Here is a 16,279-nt window from a genome sequence, read left to right as displayed (position 1 = left end):
TTTTTACGCCTGAAGAAAAGCGGATTAATTAATGATTCTAACCACGTCCGTGAGGCGAATCTAAATCCAGATCAGGCCCTTTAGGCACCACTTGAGTCGGGTTGATACCAGTGTGGCTGTAATAGTAGTGGCGCTTGATGTGGTAGAAATCCGTAGTCTCTTTAATACCCTCTATTTGATAGAGCTCTTTTAGATAACCTTGGATATATTTGTAATCCGCAATTCGTTGCTTGTTACACTTGAAGTGACCCACATAAACCGCATCAAATCGAACCAGAGTGGTAAACAAGCGCCAATCCGCTTCTGTAATCTCGTTACCCGCCAAATAGCGATGTTCGCTAAGGTGCGCATCTACTTTGTCTAAGGCTTCAAACAAGGCGTCATACGCTTCTTCGTAGGCTTCTTGTGTTGTCGCAAAGCCGGTTCGGTATACGCCGTTGTTGATGTTTGGGTAGATATAATCATTCCACTCATCAATCTTCTTGGACAACTCCCACGGGTAGTAATCATCGGTGTTACCCGTTAGCTCGTTAAACTCTGAGTTAAACATGCGAATGATTTCAGACGACTCGTTACTCACAATGGTGTTGGTTTTCTTATCCCATAAAACAGGAACCGTGACTCGACCTGAATAGTCCGGTTTGCCTTGGGTGTAGATTTGGTGCATGCGGGTATGGCCAAATAGAGGTTCAGGTAACCCCATTTGCCAACCTTCACTCATCATGTCTGGGCAAACAACCGTCACGTCAATGTGATCGGTTAGGTCTTTCAGCTCGCGGAAGATAAGGGTTCGGTGCGCCCAAGGGCAAGCTAACGATACGTATAAGTGATAACGGCCGCTTTCCGGCTCAAACTGCGCGCCCGGTTTGTTCTCTACCCAATGACGAAAGCCCGCATCTTCACGAACAAACTTACCACCGCTTTCTTTCGTGTCGTACCACACATCATGCCAAACACCTTCAACTAATTTGCCCATATCCAAACCTCTGTGATGCTAACTTTTCTCTAGTATAAAAAAAGCCAACTTTTTCAAAACTAGAAGAAGTTGGCCTAGTTGTTCGAATTATTTGAAGGAGGCTTGTTCAGACACAAAAAAAGCGCAACTCATAAACAAGTTGCGCTTAAGCCTGTCACAGGCTGAACCGGTTTAAATAGGCTCTAGACTTGTACGTGCAAGCAAGATACTGCGTGTACATCATCGCCTTGAATGGTTGGCTTAGTTTGCGCACACGCCTCTGTTGCTTGTGGGCAACGCGTACGGAACACACAACCTGATGGTGGATTGATTGGTGAAGGTAAATCGCCTTCCAACATCTGAATCGTTTTGTTGCGCTCTAGACGAGGGTCAGGAATCGGAACTGCAGACATCAACGCTTTGGTGTACGGGTGCTTAGGGTCAGAGAATAAGGCATCTGATTCACCAAGCTCTACCGCGTTACCTAGGTACATCACCAATACACGGTCAGAGATGTGTTTAACCACTGACAAGTCGTGCGCGATGAATACCAAAGACAAACCAAGTTCTTTCTGTAGCTCTTTCAGAAGGTTAACTACTTGAGCTTGGATAGATACATCCAGTGCAGAAACAGGTTCATCACAGATGATCATCTTAGGTTTCAAGATTAGCGCACGTGCAATACCAATACGCTGACACTGACCACCAGAGAATTCATGTGGGTAACGGTTGATTACGTTTGGTAGTAGACCAACCTTTGCCATCATCTCTTTAACTCTGTCCTTCACTTCTTGTTTAGAAAGTTCAGGAAAGAAAGTCTCTAGAGGCTCAGCAATGATATCGCCTACTGACATACGTGGGTTAAGCGACGCTAGCGGGTCTTGGAAGATCATCTGAATCTCTTTACGAGTCTCACGACGCTTCACTTCCTGCATCTTAGTTAGGTCTTGACCTAACCACATCACTTGCCCTTCAGTCGCTTCAACCAAGCCGATAATCGCACGGGCAAAAGTCGACTTACCACAACCAGACTCACCTACTACACCAAGCGTTTCGCCTTCGTAAAGGTGAACATCAACCCCATCAACCGCTTTAAGGTTTGATGGTTTTGCCCAAGGCCAAGCAGACTTAGCTGCAATGCTAAAGTGAACTTTCAGGTCTTTAATATCTAATAGTAATTCTTTACTCATTTTGTCCAAGTCTCCCAATCTGAAAAACAAGCACGCTGACGGTCTTTAGCAAATGGCTGCAAAATCGGTGCTTCTTGCTTACAACGGTCCATTACACGGTGACAACGGTCTTGGTAAGGACAACCTGTTGGTAGGCGAAGTAAGTTAGGTGGGTTACCTGGAATCGTCGGTAGAATTTCACCTTCGGTATCCAAACGAGGAATCGCTTTAAGCAGGCCTTCCGCATATGGGTGGCTTGGCTCGTAGAAGATTTCATCAACCGTGCCGTATTCCATTGTACGACCCGCGTACATCACAAGTACTTTGTCACATGAGCCAGCAACAACACCCAAGTCATGGGTGATCATGATGATTGCCGTATTGAACTCATCTTTAAGTTCGTTCAGCAATTCCATGATTTGCGCTTGAATGGTTACATCCAGTGCCGTTGTTGGTTCATCAGCGATAAGCAATTTAGGACGACACAGCAGTGCCATTGCGATCATCACACGCTGACGCATACCGCCCGAAAATTCGTGCGGATACATGGTAATACGTTTACGAGCTTCAGGAATTTTCACCGCTTCCAGCATGCGTACTGATTCTTCAAACGCTTCTGCTTTACCCATGCCTTTATGCAGCATAAGTACTTCCATCAGCTGATCACTTACTTTCATGTAAGGGTTCAGTGAGGTCATTGGATCTTGGAAGATCATCGCGATTTGTTCAGCACGAACCTTGTTCAGTGCTTTTTCAGGCAGGTTGAGAATTTCATTGCCTTCAAACTTTGCACTGCCTGAGATGATGCCGTTCTTAGCCAGCAGCCCCATCAGTGCAAATACCGTTTGTGATTTACCTGAACCCGACTCACCAACAATACCTAGCGTTTCGCCTTGGTTAAGTGAGAAGTTCAAGTCGTTTACTGCGGTTACGATACCATCTTGCGTGGTAAATTCAACGCGCAGATCTTTGACATCTAATAAGCTCATTATTGCTTCCTTAATCTTTTATAGCTTTTAATTGCTATTTCGTTATCTGTCTTTTGGATCAAGCGCGTCGCGCAGACCATCACCTACGTAGTTAAAGCAGAACAGCGTAACTACCATGAATGCCGCAGGGAATGTCAATTGCCAGATTGCAACTTCCATTGTTTGCGAACCTTCTTGAAGCAATGCGCCCCAGCTTGTCATAGGCTCTTGAACACCAAGACCAAGGAAAGATAAGAATGATTCTGTAAGGATCATGCTTGGAATAAGCAGCGTAGAATAAACCGCTACGATACCCAGTACGTTCGGTACGATGTGACGTGTAATGATCTTCCATTTGCTTACACCACATACGTGTGCAGCTTCAATGAACTCTTTACTACGTAGGCTCAACGTTTGACCACGTACAATACGCGCCATATCTAGCCAAGCAATCGCACCAATAGCAACGAAGATTAGGACGATGTTACGACCAAAGAACGTTACCAGTACGATTACTAGGAACATGAATGGTACTGCGTACAAGATCTCTAGGATACGCATCATCACTCGGTCAGTACGACCGCCGATGAAGCCTGAAGCTGCACCGTAAAGCGTACCAATCAGTACCGCTACGAAGGCACCCATCACACCAACCATCAATGAGATGCGGCCACCGACAAGAGTACGAACGTACAAATCACGACCTAAGCTATCTGTACCAAACCAGTGATCCGCATTCGGACCAACGTGCATTGCGTACCAGTCAGTATCATCATAAGTGTACTGAGCCAGCATTGGTAAGAAGATAACTGCCAGTACCATAAGCGTAAGAATGAACAGACTCACCATCGCAGCTTTGTTTCGCATGAAACGAATGCGCGCGTCCTGCCACAAACTACGACCTTCAATCTCTAAGCTCTCAGAGAACTTTTCGATCGCTTCTAAATTTTCTTTTTTCTTCAACATAACCATGCGTCCCTGTTAGTAGCGAATTTTCGGGTCAATAAGCGCTAGCAAAATATCAACGATTGCGTTGAACAAGATGAATAGGAAACCAATCAAGATGGTTACACCCATTACTAGCGAGTAGTCACGGTTAAACGCGGCGTTAACAAACAGCTTACCGATACCTGGTAGGCCGAAGATGGTTTCAACAACAACTGAACCTGTGATGATACCTACGAACGCAGGTCCCATGTAAGAAACAACAGGTAGCATTGCTGGCTTAAGTGCATGTTTTAGAATGATATAACGGTAGCTTAGACCTTTTGCACGCGCAGTTCGGATAAAGTTACTGTTTAGCGTTTCAATCATGCTACCGCGAGTAATACGAGCAAAGGTTGCTACGTAAAGAAGAGACATCGCGATAACAGGCAGCACGATGTACATGAATGTACCGCCATGCCAACCACCTGCTGGGAATATGTTCCAGTGCAGGGAGAAAAGGTAAATAAGCGCCGGTGCCAACACGAAAGATGGCATTACCACCCCGAGCATGGCGGTCGACATTATGGTGTAGTCGACCCAGGTGTTGTGCTTCAAGGCAGCAATCGTCCCGACAGTGACCCCCATCAATAGTGTGAAGATAAAGGCAACGAAACCTACCTTCGCAGATACTGGAAGTGCAACCGCGATCAGCTCATTTACTGTGTAATCTTGGTACTTAAACGAGGGGCCGAAGTCACCTTGTAAGATATTTGTCAAATACGTGGTGTATTGTTCAAATACTGGTTTATCTAAGCCGTATTTAGCTTCGATGTTAGCCATAACTTCTGGCGGTAATGGACGTTCGCTTGAAAACGGGTTACCCGGTGCGAAACGCATGAGAAAGAAAGATATAGTGATCAACACCAACATGGTTGGAATCGCTTCAAATATCCGTTTCATAATGAATTTAAGCATAAACTCACTCTTTCAGTCTGTGACAATTAAAATTAGAAAGACGCTACATGCGCGCCCTGCGCATGTAGTGCCTGTATCGTTATAGTTATATTAACTTTTTAGAATCGAAGCTTATTATTGAGCTTTGATGTATAGGTCTTTCGAGAAGATCTTGTCTTCCGCGTTGTTGATTGGGAAACCACCAACATGCGGGTTAAGTAGACGAGATTTAACGTATTGGTAGATAGGAGCGATTGGCATGTCGTTTGCCATTAGCGCCTCAGCTTCTAGGTAAAGTGCTTTACGCTCTTCTTCTGAAGTTGAGTTAAGTGCTTTATCGATGATCTGGTCGTAAGCCGCGCTGTCGTAGTGAACACCACCGGTAGTGTTGTTACTCTTCATTAGCGTTAGGAACGAAGACGCTTCATTGTAGTCACCACACCAACCAGCACGTGCTACTTCGAAGTCACCAGAATCTTTAGAAGATAGGTACGTTTTCCACTCTTGGTTCTCAAGTGTTACAGAAAGACCCAGTGTTTTCTTCCACATAGAACCTAGCGCTACAGCAATCTTCTTGTGGTTCTCTGAAGTGTTGTAAAGCAGGTTGAATTTAAGTGGGTTGTCTTTACCGTAACCCGCTTCTTCAAGAAGACGTTCCGCTTCTGCGTTACGCTCTTTCTGAGACATCTTGCCGTAAGCAGGTAGCTCAGGATCGAAGCCAGCTGTGATTTCAGGCGTTAGGAAATACGCAGGTTTTTGACCTTGCGCTAGGATAGCACCTGTTACGATATCACGGTCGATCGCGTAAGAGATTGCTTGACGAACACGAACATCATCAAATGGTGCTTTCTTCGTATTGAAGATGTAGTAGTAAGTACATAGGTTACCCGCTACAGATACATCTTCTGCGTACTCTTTTTGAAGACGCTTGAAGTGCTCAGTTGGAAGTTCGTTTGTGAAATCGATTTCACCAGATAGGAAACGGTTCATTTCCGCTACTTGGTTTTCGATTGGTAGGAACGTTACTTTGTTAAGAACTGTTTTATCGTTGTCCCAGTACTGTTCGTTACGCTTGAGTACTAGACGCTCGTTAACAACCCATTTATCAACAGAGAATGCACCGTTGCCAACAAAGTGCTCTGGCTTAGTCCACTGGTCACCGTATTTTTCAACAGTTGCCTGGTGTACTGGCTTCATTGTCGTGTGGCCCATCATCATTACGAAGTATGGTACCGCTGTTTCTAATTCAACAACAAGCGTGTTTGCATCTACAGCTTTAACGCCTAGCTCACTCTTGTCTTTCTTACCCGCTACGATGTCCTTCGCATTCGCCATCTTGGTATATTCCATGTACCAAGCGTATGGAGAAGCCGTTGCAGGATCAACTGCACGTTGCCAGCTGTAAACGAAATCTTCAGCTGTTACAGGATCGCCGTTAGACCATTTTGCATCTTTACGTAGGTGGAAAGTGAATGTTTTGTTGTCTGTCGTTTCCCAGCTTTCAGCAACACCAGGGATAGTATTACCTTCGCCGTCTTGGTTCACTAGACCTTCTAGAAGATCACGAATTACGTGAGATTCTGGTACACCTTGAGATTTGTGTGGGTCGATAGTCGCAACTTCAGTACCGTTACCGCGAACAAGTTCCTGAACTTTTGCTAGTTCTGTGCCTGCTGGAACTTCAGCAGCGACAGAAAGAGTAGAAGTGGCAGCCACTGCCAAACCAGCACCTAGAAGAAGGGCCTGAGTGATTTTATTCTTGTACATTTAATAAACTCCAAGTTTTTCGTATTGCATCCATGACTTCTTTGCTTGGTTCACTGAACGGCAGTGATTTAGATTTATTTAGCTCAAATTTTAAGCATAAAAATCTAAAACCTTACAAAGATTGAGGCACACACTATCAACCATTGAAGTAATTTGCCATAAACAAGTCTCAAAAAATCGGATAATTCTCCGAATTACTCAAGGTAACAGTGTAAATCTCTAATAAAAACCTAATGAATAGTGAGTTACACATAGGGATTAATTAAAAAACAGCCTTTAGTGTTGATGTATCTGTATTGATACTTTTTTTTAGCATCTTATGCTAGAACACGGTCAGCAAATTAACATTAATGCCACATGAAATCTAATTGCACATCACATATCCCCTAAATAGACTCCACTATTTGTGAGGATTATCACTTTATACAAAACAGCATAATGCACTGCACCAAAACAGATTTAGAAATGCACCAAGACAGGCAAAATCACGTACCGAATTTATATGCAACTTGAATGATTAACCATTTATTAATACACCACTTATTTATAAATAGCTTTGTAGCACGTACAAAAAAACCGACTTTAATAGTCGGCTTTTAATATTCGTTCTGAAGGTGAGTAACCTTGGGTGATTATTTTTCCCAACGCTCTGCAGCTTTCGCGTCTGAGTCTCGAGAGTCAACCCAACGAGTTGCTTCAGTGGTGCGTTCCTTCTTCCAAAACGGCGCTTTGGTTTTTAGGAAATCCATCACAAACTCACAGGCTTCAAAGGCCGCACCGCGGTGTGCACTGGATACACCAACGTAAACAATCTGGTCACCGATATCTAGGTCACCAACACGATGGATAACTCGCATCTTTTGGATTGGCCAGCGTGCCTCAGCTTGATCACAGATCTCGCTCAGTGATTTTTCTGTCATACCCGGATAGTGCTCCAGAGACAAACCAATCACATTGTCGCCAAGGTTCATGTCGCGAACTTTACCAACGAACGTCACAATCGCTCCGGCAGCTGTACCTTGAGCCAAGTAGTCGTATTCGTCGCCTACCGAGAAGTCCTCAGCTGTCACTAATACTCTTGGATCCATGCTTAGCCTCCAGTCACTGGTGGGAAGAAAGCCACTTCGTCGCCGTCTTTCACTTCAGCTGTCAGAGGTACGATTGATTGGTTAAGTGCAGCCAGAAGCTTCCCCTCTTCCAATGCGATATCCCATTTGCCTTCTTGTGTCACAAGATGACTACGAATCGCTTCAATCGTCTTAAATTGTGCATCAACTTCAACGCTGTCCACACCAACAAGTTCACGAGTTTGAGCAAAGAAAAGTACTGTAATCATGACTCCACCTTAAAGTGACCAGATTTACCACCTGTCTTCTCTAGCAGGCGCACGTTTTCGATAACAATGTCTTTCTGAACAGCTTTACACATATCGTAAATCGTTAACGCAGCCACAGAAGCAGCCGTTAGCGCTTCCATCTCTACGCCCGTCTTACCCGCAAGCTTACAAACAGATTCGATGCGAACCTTGTTTTCAGACTCGATAGCTTCAAGCTGCACTTCTACTTTAGTTAATAGCAGAGGGTGACACAGGGGAATCAGATCCCACGTCTTCTTCGCCGCTTGAATACCCGCAATACGTGCCGTTGCGAAAACATCACCTTTATGGTGGCTACCAGAGACAATCAGCTCTAGCGTTTCTGCCGACATTTGAACGAAGGCTTCCGCTCTCGCTTCACGTACTGTTTCCGCTTTAGCCGATACATCGACCATGTTTGCTTCGCCAGACGCGTTAATGTGTGTAAATTGGCTCATACTCAAACCGCCTTATACAGAAAGGTGTGGCATGAAGTTACAAGGACGGTGGCTAGCATCCAGCTGTTGCTTGATGATCTTAGTCCAACCGGTGCGGCAAGCGCCTGTAGAACCTGGCATCGCAAAGATAACCGTGTGGTTAGCAAAACCCGCAATCGCACGAGATTGAATTGTCGAAGTACCGATCTCTTCGTAAGATACTTGACGGAATAGCTCACCAAAGCCTTCTACTTCTTTGTCGAACAGTGGCTTAAGCGCTTCAGGCGTGCTGTCACGAGAAGTGAAACCAGTACCACCCGTGATCATGATAGCTTGTACGCTTTCATCAGCGATCCATTTAGATACGATCGCACGGATCTTGTACATGTCATCAATAACGATTTGCTTATCAACCACGTTGTGACCCGCTTCTTTAGCATGCTCTGCTAGGTAACCGCCTGAAGTGTCGTTTTCTTCTGTACGAGTATCTGAAACCGTTAGTACTGCGATGTTTGCTGCTTGGAATTTGCTTTCTGCGTGACCCATTTGTTCACCTATATAAATTTTTCATTAGACTGATTCGCCCAGCCTGAAGAAGCTGAGCGATAAAATGCTTTAGAGTGTGTAGCGGGTTAACCGCCGATTGACGCCAAGTTTGGAGTCATGCCGCTGTTGCCATCGTGTAAGAAGTGGCTAACGGACTTGGTTTGAAGCTGAGCCTGAATTCGATCAATGAGTTCTTGCTCTTGTTGATCTTCTTGAATCAGATCTCTCAGTTCAACACCATGGTCGCCAAACAGACATAAGTGAAGTTTACCGGTCGCAGAAACGCGCAGTCGGTTACAACTCTCACAAAAGTCTTTCTCGTAAGGCATGATCAAACCGATTTCACCCTTGTAGTCTGGGTGGACAAACACTTGCGCCGGGCCATCGTTAACGGCTTTGACTTTTAACAGCCAACCATTAGCAATAAGCTGGTTGCGAATCGCAACGCCAGACACATGATGTTTATCGAACAACTCGTCCATCTCGCCGGTTTTCATCAGCTCGATAAAACGTAATTGAATAGGTTTGTCTTTGATCCAATTAAGGAAGGCTGGTAATTCCTGACTATTGAGGTCTTTCATTAATACGACGTTGACTTTGACTTGTTCAAAGCCAACCTCAAACGCTTTATCAATGCCTCGCATAACCTCAGTAAACTTATTCTCACCAGTGATCTGATGGAACATGCGCGAATCTAAACTATCCACGCTCACGTTTATATGGGTTAAACCAGCATCACGCCATTGCCCTACTTGTTTCTCCATGCGGTAGCCATTCGTTGTGGTGGCTACTTTTTCGATGCCTGGAGTAGAAGCAACGGTATGTATGATTTCAGGAAAGTCTTTACGCAGACTCGGCTCTCCGCCTGTAATGCGGATCTTTGAGGTACCACAATCTGCAAACGCTTTAACAACGCGTTTGATCTCGGGAACACTTAAAAAAGACGAGTTTTTTTGCCCTGACGGTTTGTAACCATCTGGCAAGCAGTAAGTACATTTAAAGTTACAGACGTCTGTAACCGACAAGCGCAAGTAATAAAACTTGCGATGGAATCTATCTTCAAATTGTTGCGCCACGGAACACCTTTCCAAACACGGGAGGCATAATCATTTCCAATTAAGCCCTTGTGACAACATGTCACTGGCTCTTAATGCGTATCGGTACAGCAAATACCACTGTGCGACTTAGCATGCGAGAGCTCGGAGTTATGGCAACTGAGCGTTATATTCACACGCGCAGTAGCTGAGTAATAAAATACTTAATATTTGTACGTGAATCTAGCTCTGATGGTAAAAAACGGGTCACATCGGCAAAAAAAAACGTATCAAACGCTCAAAATAACTCTTGTTGAGTATATAGCGAGAAGCATTTAACCTAAATTATAGTTGGTAATAACCTAACAAGAACAATAAATGAATATTTACTCTTCAAAGAAAGTCGTAGCAATCGGCGGTGGCCATGGCTTAGGTCGCATGTTAGCTGCATTAAAAGACTTTGGTAACAACGCAACTGGCATTGTTGCAACGACAGATAACGGCGGTTCCACCGGACGTATTAGAGATTGCCAAGGTGGCATCGCATGGGGAGATACACGCAACTGTATCAACCAATTAATCACAGAGCCTTCAATCAGTTCGATGATGTTCGAATACCGCTTTCGTGGTCAAGGTGAGCTAGACGGTCATAACTTGGGTAACCTAATGCTGACGGCGTTAGACAACCTTTCCGTTCGCCCATTGGAAGCAATTAACCTGATTCGAAATATGCTCAAGGTCGATGTCAATATCGTGCCGATGACTGAGCATCCTTCAGACCTCACGGCTCTATCAATGGACGGCCGCTGGGTTACCGGCGAAACCAACGTTGATGACATGACGGAAAAGCTGCGCATGATGGACTTGTCTCCAGAAGTGCCAGCAACCAAAGAAGCCGTTGCTGCCGTTGAGCAAGCAGACTGCATTGTCCTTGGCCCTGGAAGCTTTTTAACCAGTGTGATGCCCCCTCTTCTCCTTCCAGAGATTGGCAAAGCAATCTCTGAGAACACCAAGGCAAAAGTTATCTTCGTTGAAAACCTTTCACCAGAGCACGGTCCCGCAGGGAAAATGACGCTTCAAGAGCAATTGGAGTGGTGTGAACGTACCTGTAAGGCAAGGAAAATAGACATCGTGTTAGGCAATGAACCTCACCCGGAACTAGAAGTGCAATGGAATTGTGTGACCACAGATCTTGCATCGGCAAACCGAGATTGGCGACACGACCGTGTGAAGCTTCAACAAGCCATTGAAGCCCAGTTGGCGTAGCCATAGGTTCAAGCGACAAACAACAAAAAAGGAGCATGCTGCTCCTTTTTTAATCTCAGTAATAACTCGCTGTTTTAAAGGTCCGTCATCAACTGCTGATATTCAGTGTACGTCGATAACAGGAGGTCTTGCATATCTTGAAAATCAATCTCGGTTACAGGCAACGCTTGCTTCACTTTTGCGTCTAAGCTAATCGCAAAACTACACAAAGAATCCGCACCAAAGCTTGCTGCGCTGCTCTTAAGCGCATGACTGATATCAGCCAAGTACTTAGAGGTATCCGACTCTTTATTTATCTCTAGGTGTTCGTAGTAGCCTTTCAACTCACCTAAAAAGATTTCCAGTAAAACCGGGACATTCTCTTGGCCTATTTCGCCGCCAAGCTCATCAACTTTTTGCTGATTTAATACTTTCGTCATTATTATTTTCTTATTGTTTGTTGATTACTGCTTCGCATTCCACGTTTGCAACTTACGGTATATCGTCGATGGACTGACATCTAAGAAACCTGCCGCACGAGGGATGTTGCCATCACACGCTTTAATGGCCTGCTCGATAGCCGTTTTCTCAGTGATCCACAATGGGAAAATATCTTTTACCGTGATGTCTTCATTCTGCTTCTCTTTCAATCGCAGACTGTTTTCAATCGGTTGGTTCAACGGTGGTGGAAGCATGTTGAGAGTAATCTCTTTGCCGTTATTCAAAACCACCACGTTCCGCAACACGTTTTGTAGCTGACGAACGTTACCCGGCCACTCATATTGATTAAAGCGATCAAGTACTTCCTGAGCAAAACGTACAAACGCCTTCCCCTCCTCGACCGACATATAGCCTAGCAGAGAATACGCGATCTCGATGACATCTTCACCACGCTCACGCAATGGCGGCAAGTGCAATGGAATCACGTATAAACGATAGTATAAATCTTCTCTAAAGCGACCTTCTTGTACTTCTTTCCAAGGGTCACGGTTGGTCGCACACACAAAACGAACGTCGACACTCTTCATCTTCGAAGAGCCGACTTTTTGGAAAGTACCGGTTTGGATAAAGCGCAGCAGCTTGGTTTGCAGCTCTAAGTCCATTTCGCACAGTTCATCAAGGAACAGTGTTCCACCATCAGCAAGCTCAGCAGCACCTTGGCGATCGGTCGCAGCACCGGTAAAGGCACCTTTAACGTGGCCAAACAGCTCACTTTCAATCAGGTCTTTAGGGATAGCGGCACAGTTAATCGCGATGAACGGCTTATCGCCACGCTTACTCGCCGCATGAATGGCTTCTGCACATACCTCTTTACCGGTACCACTTTCACCAGTAATGAAAATGCTCGCCTTACTCGATGCAGCAGAATCGATAGTTCGGTAAACCTGCTGCATGGTTTGGCTGCTGCCGATAAAACCTTGGTAGTTCTGGTTTCCCGGGTGTTCCGAGCTATTTTTAAGTTTGGTGGCTTTGCGGATCGCATTATTCACCGTAATACGGAGTCGGTCGGCTTCACACGGTTTGATAAGGAAATCTTGAGAGCCATGACGCATCGCTTCTACAGCGGTATCGATAGAGCCGTGAGCCGTCATGAAGATAACTGGAACTTCAGGGTATTTTTGTTTTACAGCAAATAGTACGTCCATACCCGTCATATCAGGCAGACGTAGATCTAATAAAATAAGGTCTGGGATTCGATGATTCAAACTCTCGATTGCATCGCGGCCAGTGCCGACAATGTTGATATCAATTTCGAGCGGTGTAAGATACGAGCGATATAAAGCTGCTACCGAAGCGGTATCCTCTACCATCAACAAATACTTCGATTTGTTATCTAGCGTTTTTGATTGCATATCCTAGCCATTTATAATTTGCATTTCTTATTATAGTCGCATTCCGCTTTGCATTATGCAAATTAGCCACAGTATTTGTAGTGTGTTTTTTTACTTGCTTCAAACAATCAATGTTTTATCTATCTGGCACGAACGATGCAACGGTATAAATGACCTTCGGGTCACCTAGCCAACTGACGTTGTTAGTGGACCGATTGTTCACAAACGTAAGCCAGTAGAACATTTACTACTGGCTGTTTTTTTGTCTGAAACACTCTCAATTCTTGTGTTGAGGGGGATCAATTCTCGAGCGAAAAGTGAGATTAGCTGTTGGTAATAAACTGCTTTCTTAACTGATCAATTTCATCACGCTTCTGTGCGGCCAATTCAAATTCCAGATTCTGAGCATGCTGATACATCGCAGATTCTAGCTTGCTGATCTCTTTATCAAGCTGTTGCGGCGTAAGTACTGCATAACTTTCAGAAGGCTCTGCCACCTTAGATAGTGGAACTTGTTTCGATTGGCGCTGCTGCTTCGACTTGGTTAGATCACCCAGTTCCATAATGTCTTTGATATTGCGTTTCAACGCTTGCGGAGTGATGCCTTGCTCTTCGTTGTAGGCTTGCTGTTTCTCGCGACGACGATCGGTTTCATCAATCGCTTTTCTCATCGACTTAGTAATCGAATCACCATAAAGGATTGCTCGACCTTCCAAGTTACGAGCAGCACGACCAATGGTTTGAATCAGAGAACGCTCAGAACGCAAGAAGCCCTCTTTATCTGCATCAAGAATCGCCACCAGCGACACTTCAGGCATATCCAAACCTTCACGAAGTAAGTTAATGCCCACTAACACATCGAACTTGCCCAAACGTAGGTCTCGGATGATCTCTACACGCTCAACGGTATCGATATCCGAGTGCAAGTAACGCACTTTAACGCCGTGCTCATTTAGGTATTCGGTTAAGTCTTCTGCCATTCTCTTGGTCAACGTGGTAACCAAAACACGCTCTTCTTTCACTGAACGGATTCTGATTTCAGACAGCAAGTCATCCACCTGCGTCGCGACAGGTCTTACTTCGATGATTGGGTCTAACAGACCAGTAGGACGTACCACTTGATCAGCAATCTCGCCATCTGATTTTTCAATCTCGTAATTACCTGGTGTTGCCGACACAAAAATCGTTTGTGGGGCTATAGACTCAAATTCTTCAAACTTCATTGGACGGTTATCCAATGCAGAAGGCAGTCTAAAACCAAACTCGACCAAGGTTTCTTTACGAGAACGGTCACCTTTATACATCGCACCAATTTGCGGCACAGTCACGTGTGACTCATCGATGATCAGCAAACCATCATCAGGCAGGTAGTCAAATAACGTTGGCGGCGCTTCCCCTTCCGCACGGCCGCTCAAGTATCGTGAATAGTTTTCGATACCGGAACAGAAGCCAAGCTCGGTCATCATCTCAATATCAAACTGAGTTCTTTGAGAGATACGCTGCTCTTCCAAAAGCTTATTGTTGTCTTTTAAGTATTGAGCACGATCGCGCAGTTCGTCCTTGATGTTCTCAATCGCCTCAAGGATTTTTTCTCTTGGCGTTACATAGTGAGTTTTTGGATAAACCGTAAAGCGCGGCAAGTCTCTTTGTTTCACCGCACCAGTCAGAGGATCAAAAATACTAATGCAGTCCACTTCGTCATCGAACATCTCAATTCGAACCGCATCTTGGTCAGATTCAGCCGGAAAGATATCAATCACCTCACCACGAACACGGAACTGACCACGTTCAAAGGCGACATCGTTTCTTGAATATTGCAGCTCAGCCAATCGACGCAGGATGTCTCGCTGATCCATCACCTCGCCACGACTCAAATGAAGCATCATCTTCAAATAAGACTTAGGATCACCCAGACCGTAGATAGCCGACACAGAAGCCACAATGATGGCGTCTTTTCGTTCTAATAAGGCTTTGGTTGCCGAAAGCCTCATTTGTTCGATATGAGCGTTCACAGACGCATCTTTCTCGATGAACGTGTCCGTGGTTGGAACGTAGGCTTCAGGTTGGTAGTAATCGTAGTAAGAAACGAAATACTCAACGGCATTGTTTGGAAAGAAAGATTTCATCTCACCGTAAAGTTGAGCCGCCAATGTCTTGTTAGGCGCTAACAGAATCGCAGGTCTTTGAGATTGGGAAATGACGTTGGCAAGGGTAAAGGTTTTACCTGAGCCCGTTACCCCTAGTAGAGTTTGATGTGCCAAACCAGAATCTAATCCGTCTAGTAATTTGGTTATCGCTGTCGGCTGATCACCGGACGGGCTGTAGTCCGATACCAAGTCAAAGAGTTTACTCATAGGTCGCCATTTCCATACTGTTTTTTTAATCAGGTCATTGTCACTCTAGGAGGAGTGTCGTTGCAACAATTATCTAGAGAAATGCATCTTAAGATCAGAGATCAGTTATAGCTTTTATTTTTAGAACTTGGTATTATCCGTGCCCTGCAAAGTTTCCCCAGCTAAATTACTCGAATTTTAATCCACTACTTTTCCCCAAAAAACCTAAAAATACCGCTTGTTTTACTGTTCGTTTTATAATCTACAAAAGTTATACAATTGCGACATTTTGCTATAAATCTTTTAAATACATTACGTTAGATAAGGTTTTTACATTTTTCGATTTATCCCGATTATTGTTGTTAAAGTTTCACACACACACTTATCCACAATTTTGGTGGATAACTAAAGCAAAGCTAAATCCTATAAGGCGTTCAAGAAAGTAAAGTTTTTTATCTTACTTTTTTCTGATATTTTTTATTGACAGAAACCCGGACAATTATTAGAATTCGCGTCGCTAACAAGCAATTCCCCTTTAGTTCAGTTGGTAGAACGGCGGACTGTTAATCCGTATGTCGCAAGTTCAAGTCTTGCAAGGGGAGCCAAATTCAGAAAAAAGCTCAATCGAAAGATTGGGCTTTTTTCGTATATAACTGCGACTAACTTGTTCCAAGTTAATGTCACAAACCTAGCCGCCCGCGTTCAAGTCTCGACAAGGGGGCCAAATTTAAAGAAGCCGCATTGTGAACTGACCCCCA

At 44.6% G+C, this 16,279-nt stretch carries 15 protein-coding genes, 1 tRNA gene and 1 riboswitch; of the genes, 2 read left to right on the top strand and 14 right to left on the bottom strand.

Annotated features, from left to right (window positions below; all coding sequences use genetic code 11):
* Positions 1-37: 37 nt before the first annotated feature.
* The 11 genes from AB4351_RS11640 to moaA form a co-directional block, all read right to left on the bottom strand.
* Entirely contained in the window at positions 38-976 is a 939-nt protein-coding gene (locus tag AB4351_RS11640) for a glutathione S-transferase family protein (RefSeq protein ID WP_372126073.1), read from the bottom strand.
* A gap of 182 nt (positions 977-1,158) precedes the next feature.
* Positions 1,159-2,145 (bottom strand): murein tripeptide/oligopeptide ABC transporter ATP binding protein OppF, encoded by a 987-nt coding sequence (gene oppF, locus AB4351_RS11635; protein ID WP_009848634.1) that lies wholly within the window; start codon positions 2,143-2,145, stop codon positions 1,159-1,161.
* Positions 2,142-3,113, bottom strand: coding sequence for an ABC transporter ATP-binding protein (locus tag AB4351_RS11630; protein ID WP_012603544.1), 972 nt, complete (start codon positions 3,111-3,113; stop codon positions 2,142-2,144). Before AB4351_RS11630 ends, oppF begins: the two co-directional genes overlap by 4 nt.
* Before the next feature lie 42 nt (positions 3,114-3,155).
* Positions 3,156-4,058 carry an oligopeptide ABC transporter permease OppC gene (gene oppC / locus AB4351_RS11625; RefSeq protein WP_017062173.1) on the bottom strand — a complete coding sequence of 301 codons (903 nt, stop codon included), beginning with the start codon at positions 4,056-4,058 and terminating at the stop codon, positions 3,156-3,158.
* 15 nt (positions 4,059-4,073) lie between these two features.
* Positions 4,074-4,994, bottom strand: a complete 921-nt coding sequence (gene oppB / locus AB4351_RS11620) for an oligopeptide ABC transporter permease OppB (RefSeq protein WP_017062174.1) — start codon at positions 4,992-4,994, stop codon at positions 4,074-4,076.
* Positions 4,995-5,108: 114 nt separating this feature from the next.
* On the bottom strand, positions 5,109-6,740 hold the full coding sequence (locus AB4351_RS11615; RefSeq protein ID WP_372126070.1) for an ABC transporter substrate-binding protein: 1,632 nt from the start codon (positions 6,738-6,740) through the stop codon (positions 5,109-5,111).
* 632 nt (positions 6,741-7,372) lie between these two features.
* Entirely contained in the window at positions 7,373-7,828 is a 456-nt protein-coding gene (moaE, locus tag AB4351_RS11610; RefSeq protein ID WP_102332513.1) for a molybdopterin synthase catalytic subunit MoaE, read from the bottom strand.
* A 2-nt stretch (positions 7,829-7,830) separates the two neighbouring features.
* A complete protein-coding gene (moaD, locus tag AB4351_RS11605; RefSeq protein ID WP_017063465.1) occupies positions 7,831-8,076 on the bottom strand; it encodes a molybdopterin synthase sulfur carrier subunit in 246 nt (81 codons plus the stop codon).
* Positions 8,073-8,552 (bottom strand): cyclic pyranopterin monophosphate synthase MoaC, encoded by a 480-nt coding sequence (moaC, locus tag AB4351_RS11600; RefSeq protein ID WP_004734026.1) that lies wholly within the window; start codon positions 8,550-8,552, stop codon positions 8,073-8,075. Before moaC ends, moaD begins: the two co-directional genes overlap by 4 nt.
* A gap of 12 nt (positions 8,553-8,564) precedes the next feature.
* Positions 8,565-9,077, bottom strand: coding sequence for a molybdenum cofactor biosynthesis protein B (gene moaB, locus AB4351_RS11595; protein ID WP_372051686.1), 513 nt, complete (start codon positions 9,075-9,077; stop codon positions 8,565-8,567).
* 86 nt (positions 9,078-9,163) lie between these two features.
* Positions 9,164-10,153 (bottom strand): GTP 3',8-cyclase MoaA, encoded by a 990-nt coding sequence (moaA, locus tag AB4351_RS11590; protein WP_009848642.1) that lies wholly within the window; start codon positions 10,151-10,153, stop codon positions 9,164-9,166.
* A riboswitch (molybdenum cofactor riboswitch) is annotated at positions 10,142-10,294 on the bottom strand. (Overlaps the previous gene by 12 nt.)
* A 195-nt stretch (positions 10,295-10,489) precedes the next feature.
* Between moaA and AB4351_RS11585 the strand changes: the two genes are divergently transcribed.
* The gene (locus AB4351_RS11585) at positions 10,490-11,377 is read left to right on the top strand and encodes a YvcK family protein (protein WP_017062178.1); all 888 of its coding nucleotides are present in this window, start codon (positions 10,490-10,492) and stop codon (positions 11,375-11,377) included.
* Positions 11,378-11,451: 74 nt separating this feature from the next.
* Here the strand turns inward: AB4351_RS11585 and luxU are convergent, their stop codons facing one another.
* From luxU to uvrB, 3 genes are all read right to left on the bottom strand, one after another.
* Complete coding sequence (gene luxU, locus AB4351_RS11580; protein ID WP_372126067.1) at positions 11,452-11,796, bottom strand: quorum-sensing phosphorelay protein LuxU; 345 nt, start codon at positions 11,794-11,796, stop codon at positions 11,452-11,454.
* Positions 11,797-11,820: 24 nt separating this feature from the next.
* Positions 11,821-13,209 (bottom strand): quorum-sensing sigma-54 dependent transcriptional regulator LuxO, encoded by a 1,389-nt coding sequence (luxO, locus tag AB4351_RS11575; protein WP_004734031.1) that lies wholly within the window; start codon positions 13,207-13,209, stop codon positions 11,821-11,823.
* A gap of 302 nt (positions 13,210-13,511) precedes the next feature.
* The gene (gene uvrB / locus AB4351_RS11570) at positions 13,512-15,542 is read right to left on the bottom strand and encodes an excinuclease ABC subunit UvrB (RefSeq protein WP_372126065.1); all 2,031 of its coding nucleotides are present in this window, start codon (positions 15,540-15,542) and stop codon (positions 13,512-13,514) included.
* A gap of 508 nt (positions 15,543-16,050) precedes the next feature.
* On the opposite strand from uvrB, the gene AB4351_RS11565 reads away from it, so the two are divergent.
* Positions 16,051-16,126, top strand: a tRNA-Asn gene (locus AB4351_RS11565).
* Positions 16,127-16,279 lie beyond the last annotated feature (153 nt).

The organism is Vibrio sp. 10N.261.51.F11 (assembly GCF_041471665.1).
Classification (GTDB): Bacteria; Pseudomonadota; Gammaproteobacteria; order Enterobacterales; family Vibrionaceae; genus Vibrio; species Vibrio crassostreae_C.
This window is presented reverse-complemented; position numbering and strand designations above follow the sequence as displayed.

What these genes read in the sequence shown, in the direction of transcription:
- AB4351_RS11640 (WP_372126073.1), bottom strand. Translation starts at nt 976, where the DNA reads ATGGGCAAATTAGTTGAAGGTGTTTGGCATGATGTGTGGTACGACACG.
- oppF (WP_009848634.1), bottom strand. Translation starts at nt 2,145, where the DNA reads ATGAGTAAAGAATTACTATTAGATATTAAAGACCTGAAAGTTCACTTT.
- AB4351_RS11630 (WP_012603544.1), bottom strand. Translation starts at nt 3,113, where the DNA reads ATGAGCTTATTAGATGTCAAAGATCTGCGCGTTGAATTTACCACGCAA.
- oppC (WP_017062173.1), bottom strand. Translation starts at nt 4,058, where the DNA reads ATGTTGAAGAAAAAAGAAAATTTAGAAGCGATCGAAAAGTTCTCTGAG.
- oppB (WP_017062174.1), bottom strand. Translation starts at nt 4,994, where the DNA reads ATGCTTAAATTCATTATGAAACGGATATTTGAAGCGATTCCAACCATG.
- AB4351_RS11615 (WP_372126070.1), bottom strand. Translation starts at nt 6,740, where the DNA reads ATGTACAAGAATAAAATCACTCAGGCCCTTCTTCTAGGTGCTGGTTTG.
- moaE (WP_102332513.1), bottom strand. Translation starts at nt 7,828, where the DNA reads ATGGATCCAAGAGTATTAGTGACAGCTGAGGACTTCTCGGTAGGCGAC.
- moaD (WP_017063465.1), bottom strand. Translation starts at nt 8,076, where the DNA reads ATGATTACAGTACTTTTCTTTGCTCAAACTCGTGAACTTGTTGGTGTG.
- moaC (WP_004734026.1), bottom strand. Translation starts at nt 8,552, where the DNA reads ATGAGCCAATTTACACACATTAACGCGTCTGGCGAAGCAAACATGGTC.
- moaB (WP_372051686.1), bottom strand. Translation starts at nt 9,077, where the DNA reads ATGGGTCACGCAGAAAGCAAATTCCAAGCAGCAAACATCGCAGTACTA.
- AB4351_RS11585 (WP_017062178.1), top strand. Translation starts at nt 10,490, where the DNA reads ATGAATATTTACTCTTCAAAGAAAGTCGTAGCAATCGGCGGTGGCCAT.
- luxU (WP_372126067.1), bottom strand. Translation starts at nt 11,796, where the DNA reads ATGACGAAAGTATTAAATCAGCAAAAAGTTGATGAGCTTGGCGGCGAA.
- luxO (WP_004734031.1), bottom strand. Translation starts at nt 13,209, where the DNA reads ATGCAATCAAAAACGCTAGATAACAAATCGAAGTATTTGTTGATGGTA.
- uvrB (WP_372126065.1), bottom strand. Translation starts at nt 15,542, where the DNA reads ATGAGTAAACTCTTTGACTTGGTATCGGACTACAGCCCGTCCGGTGAT.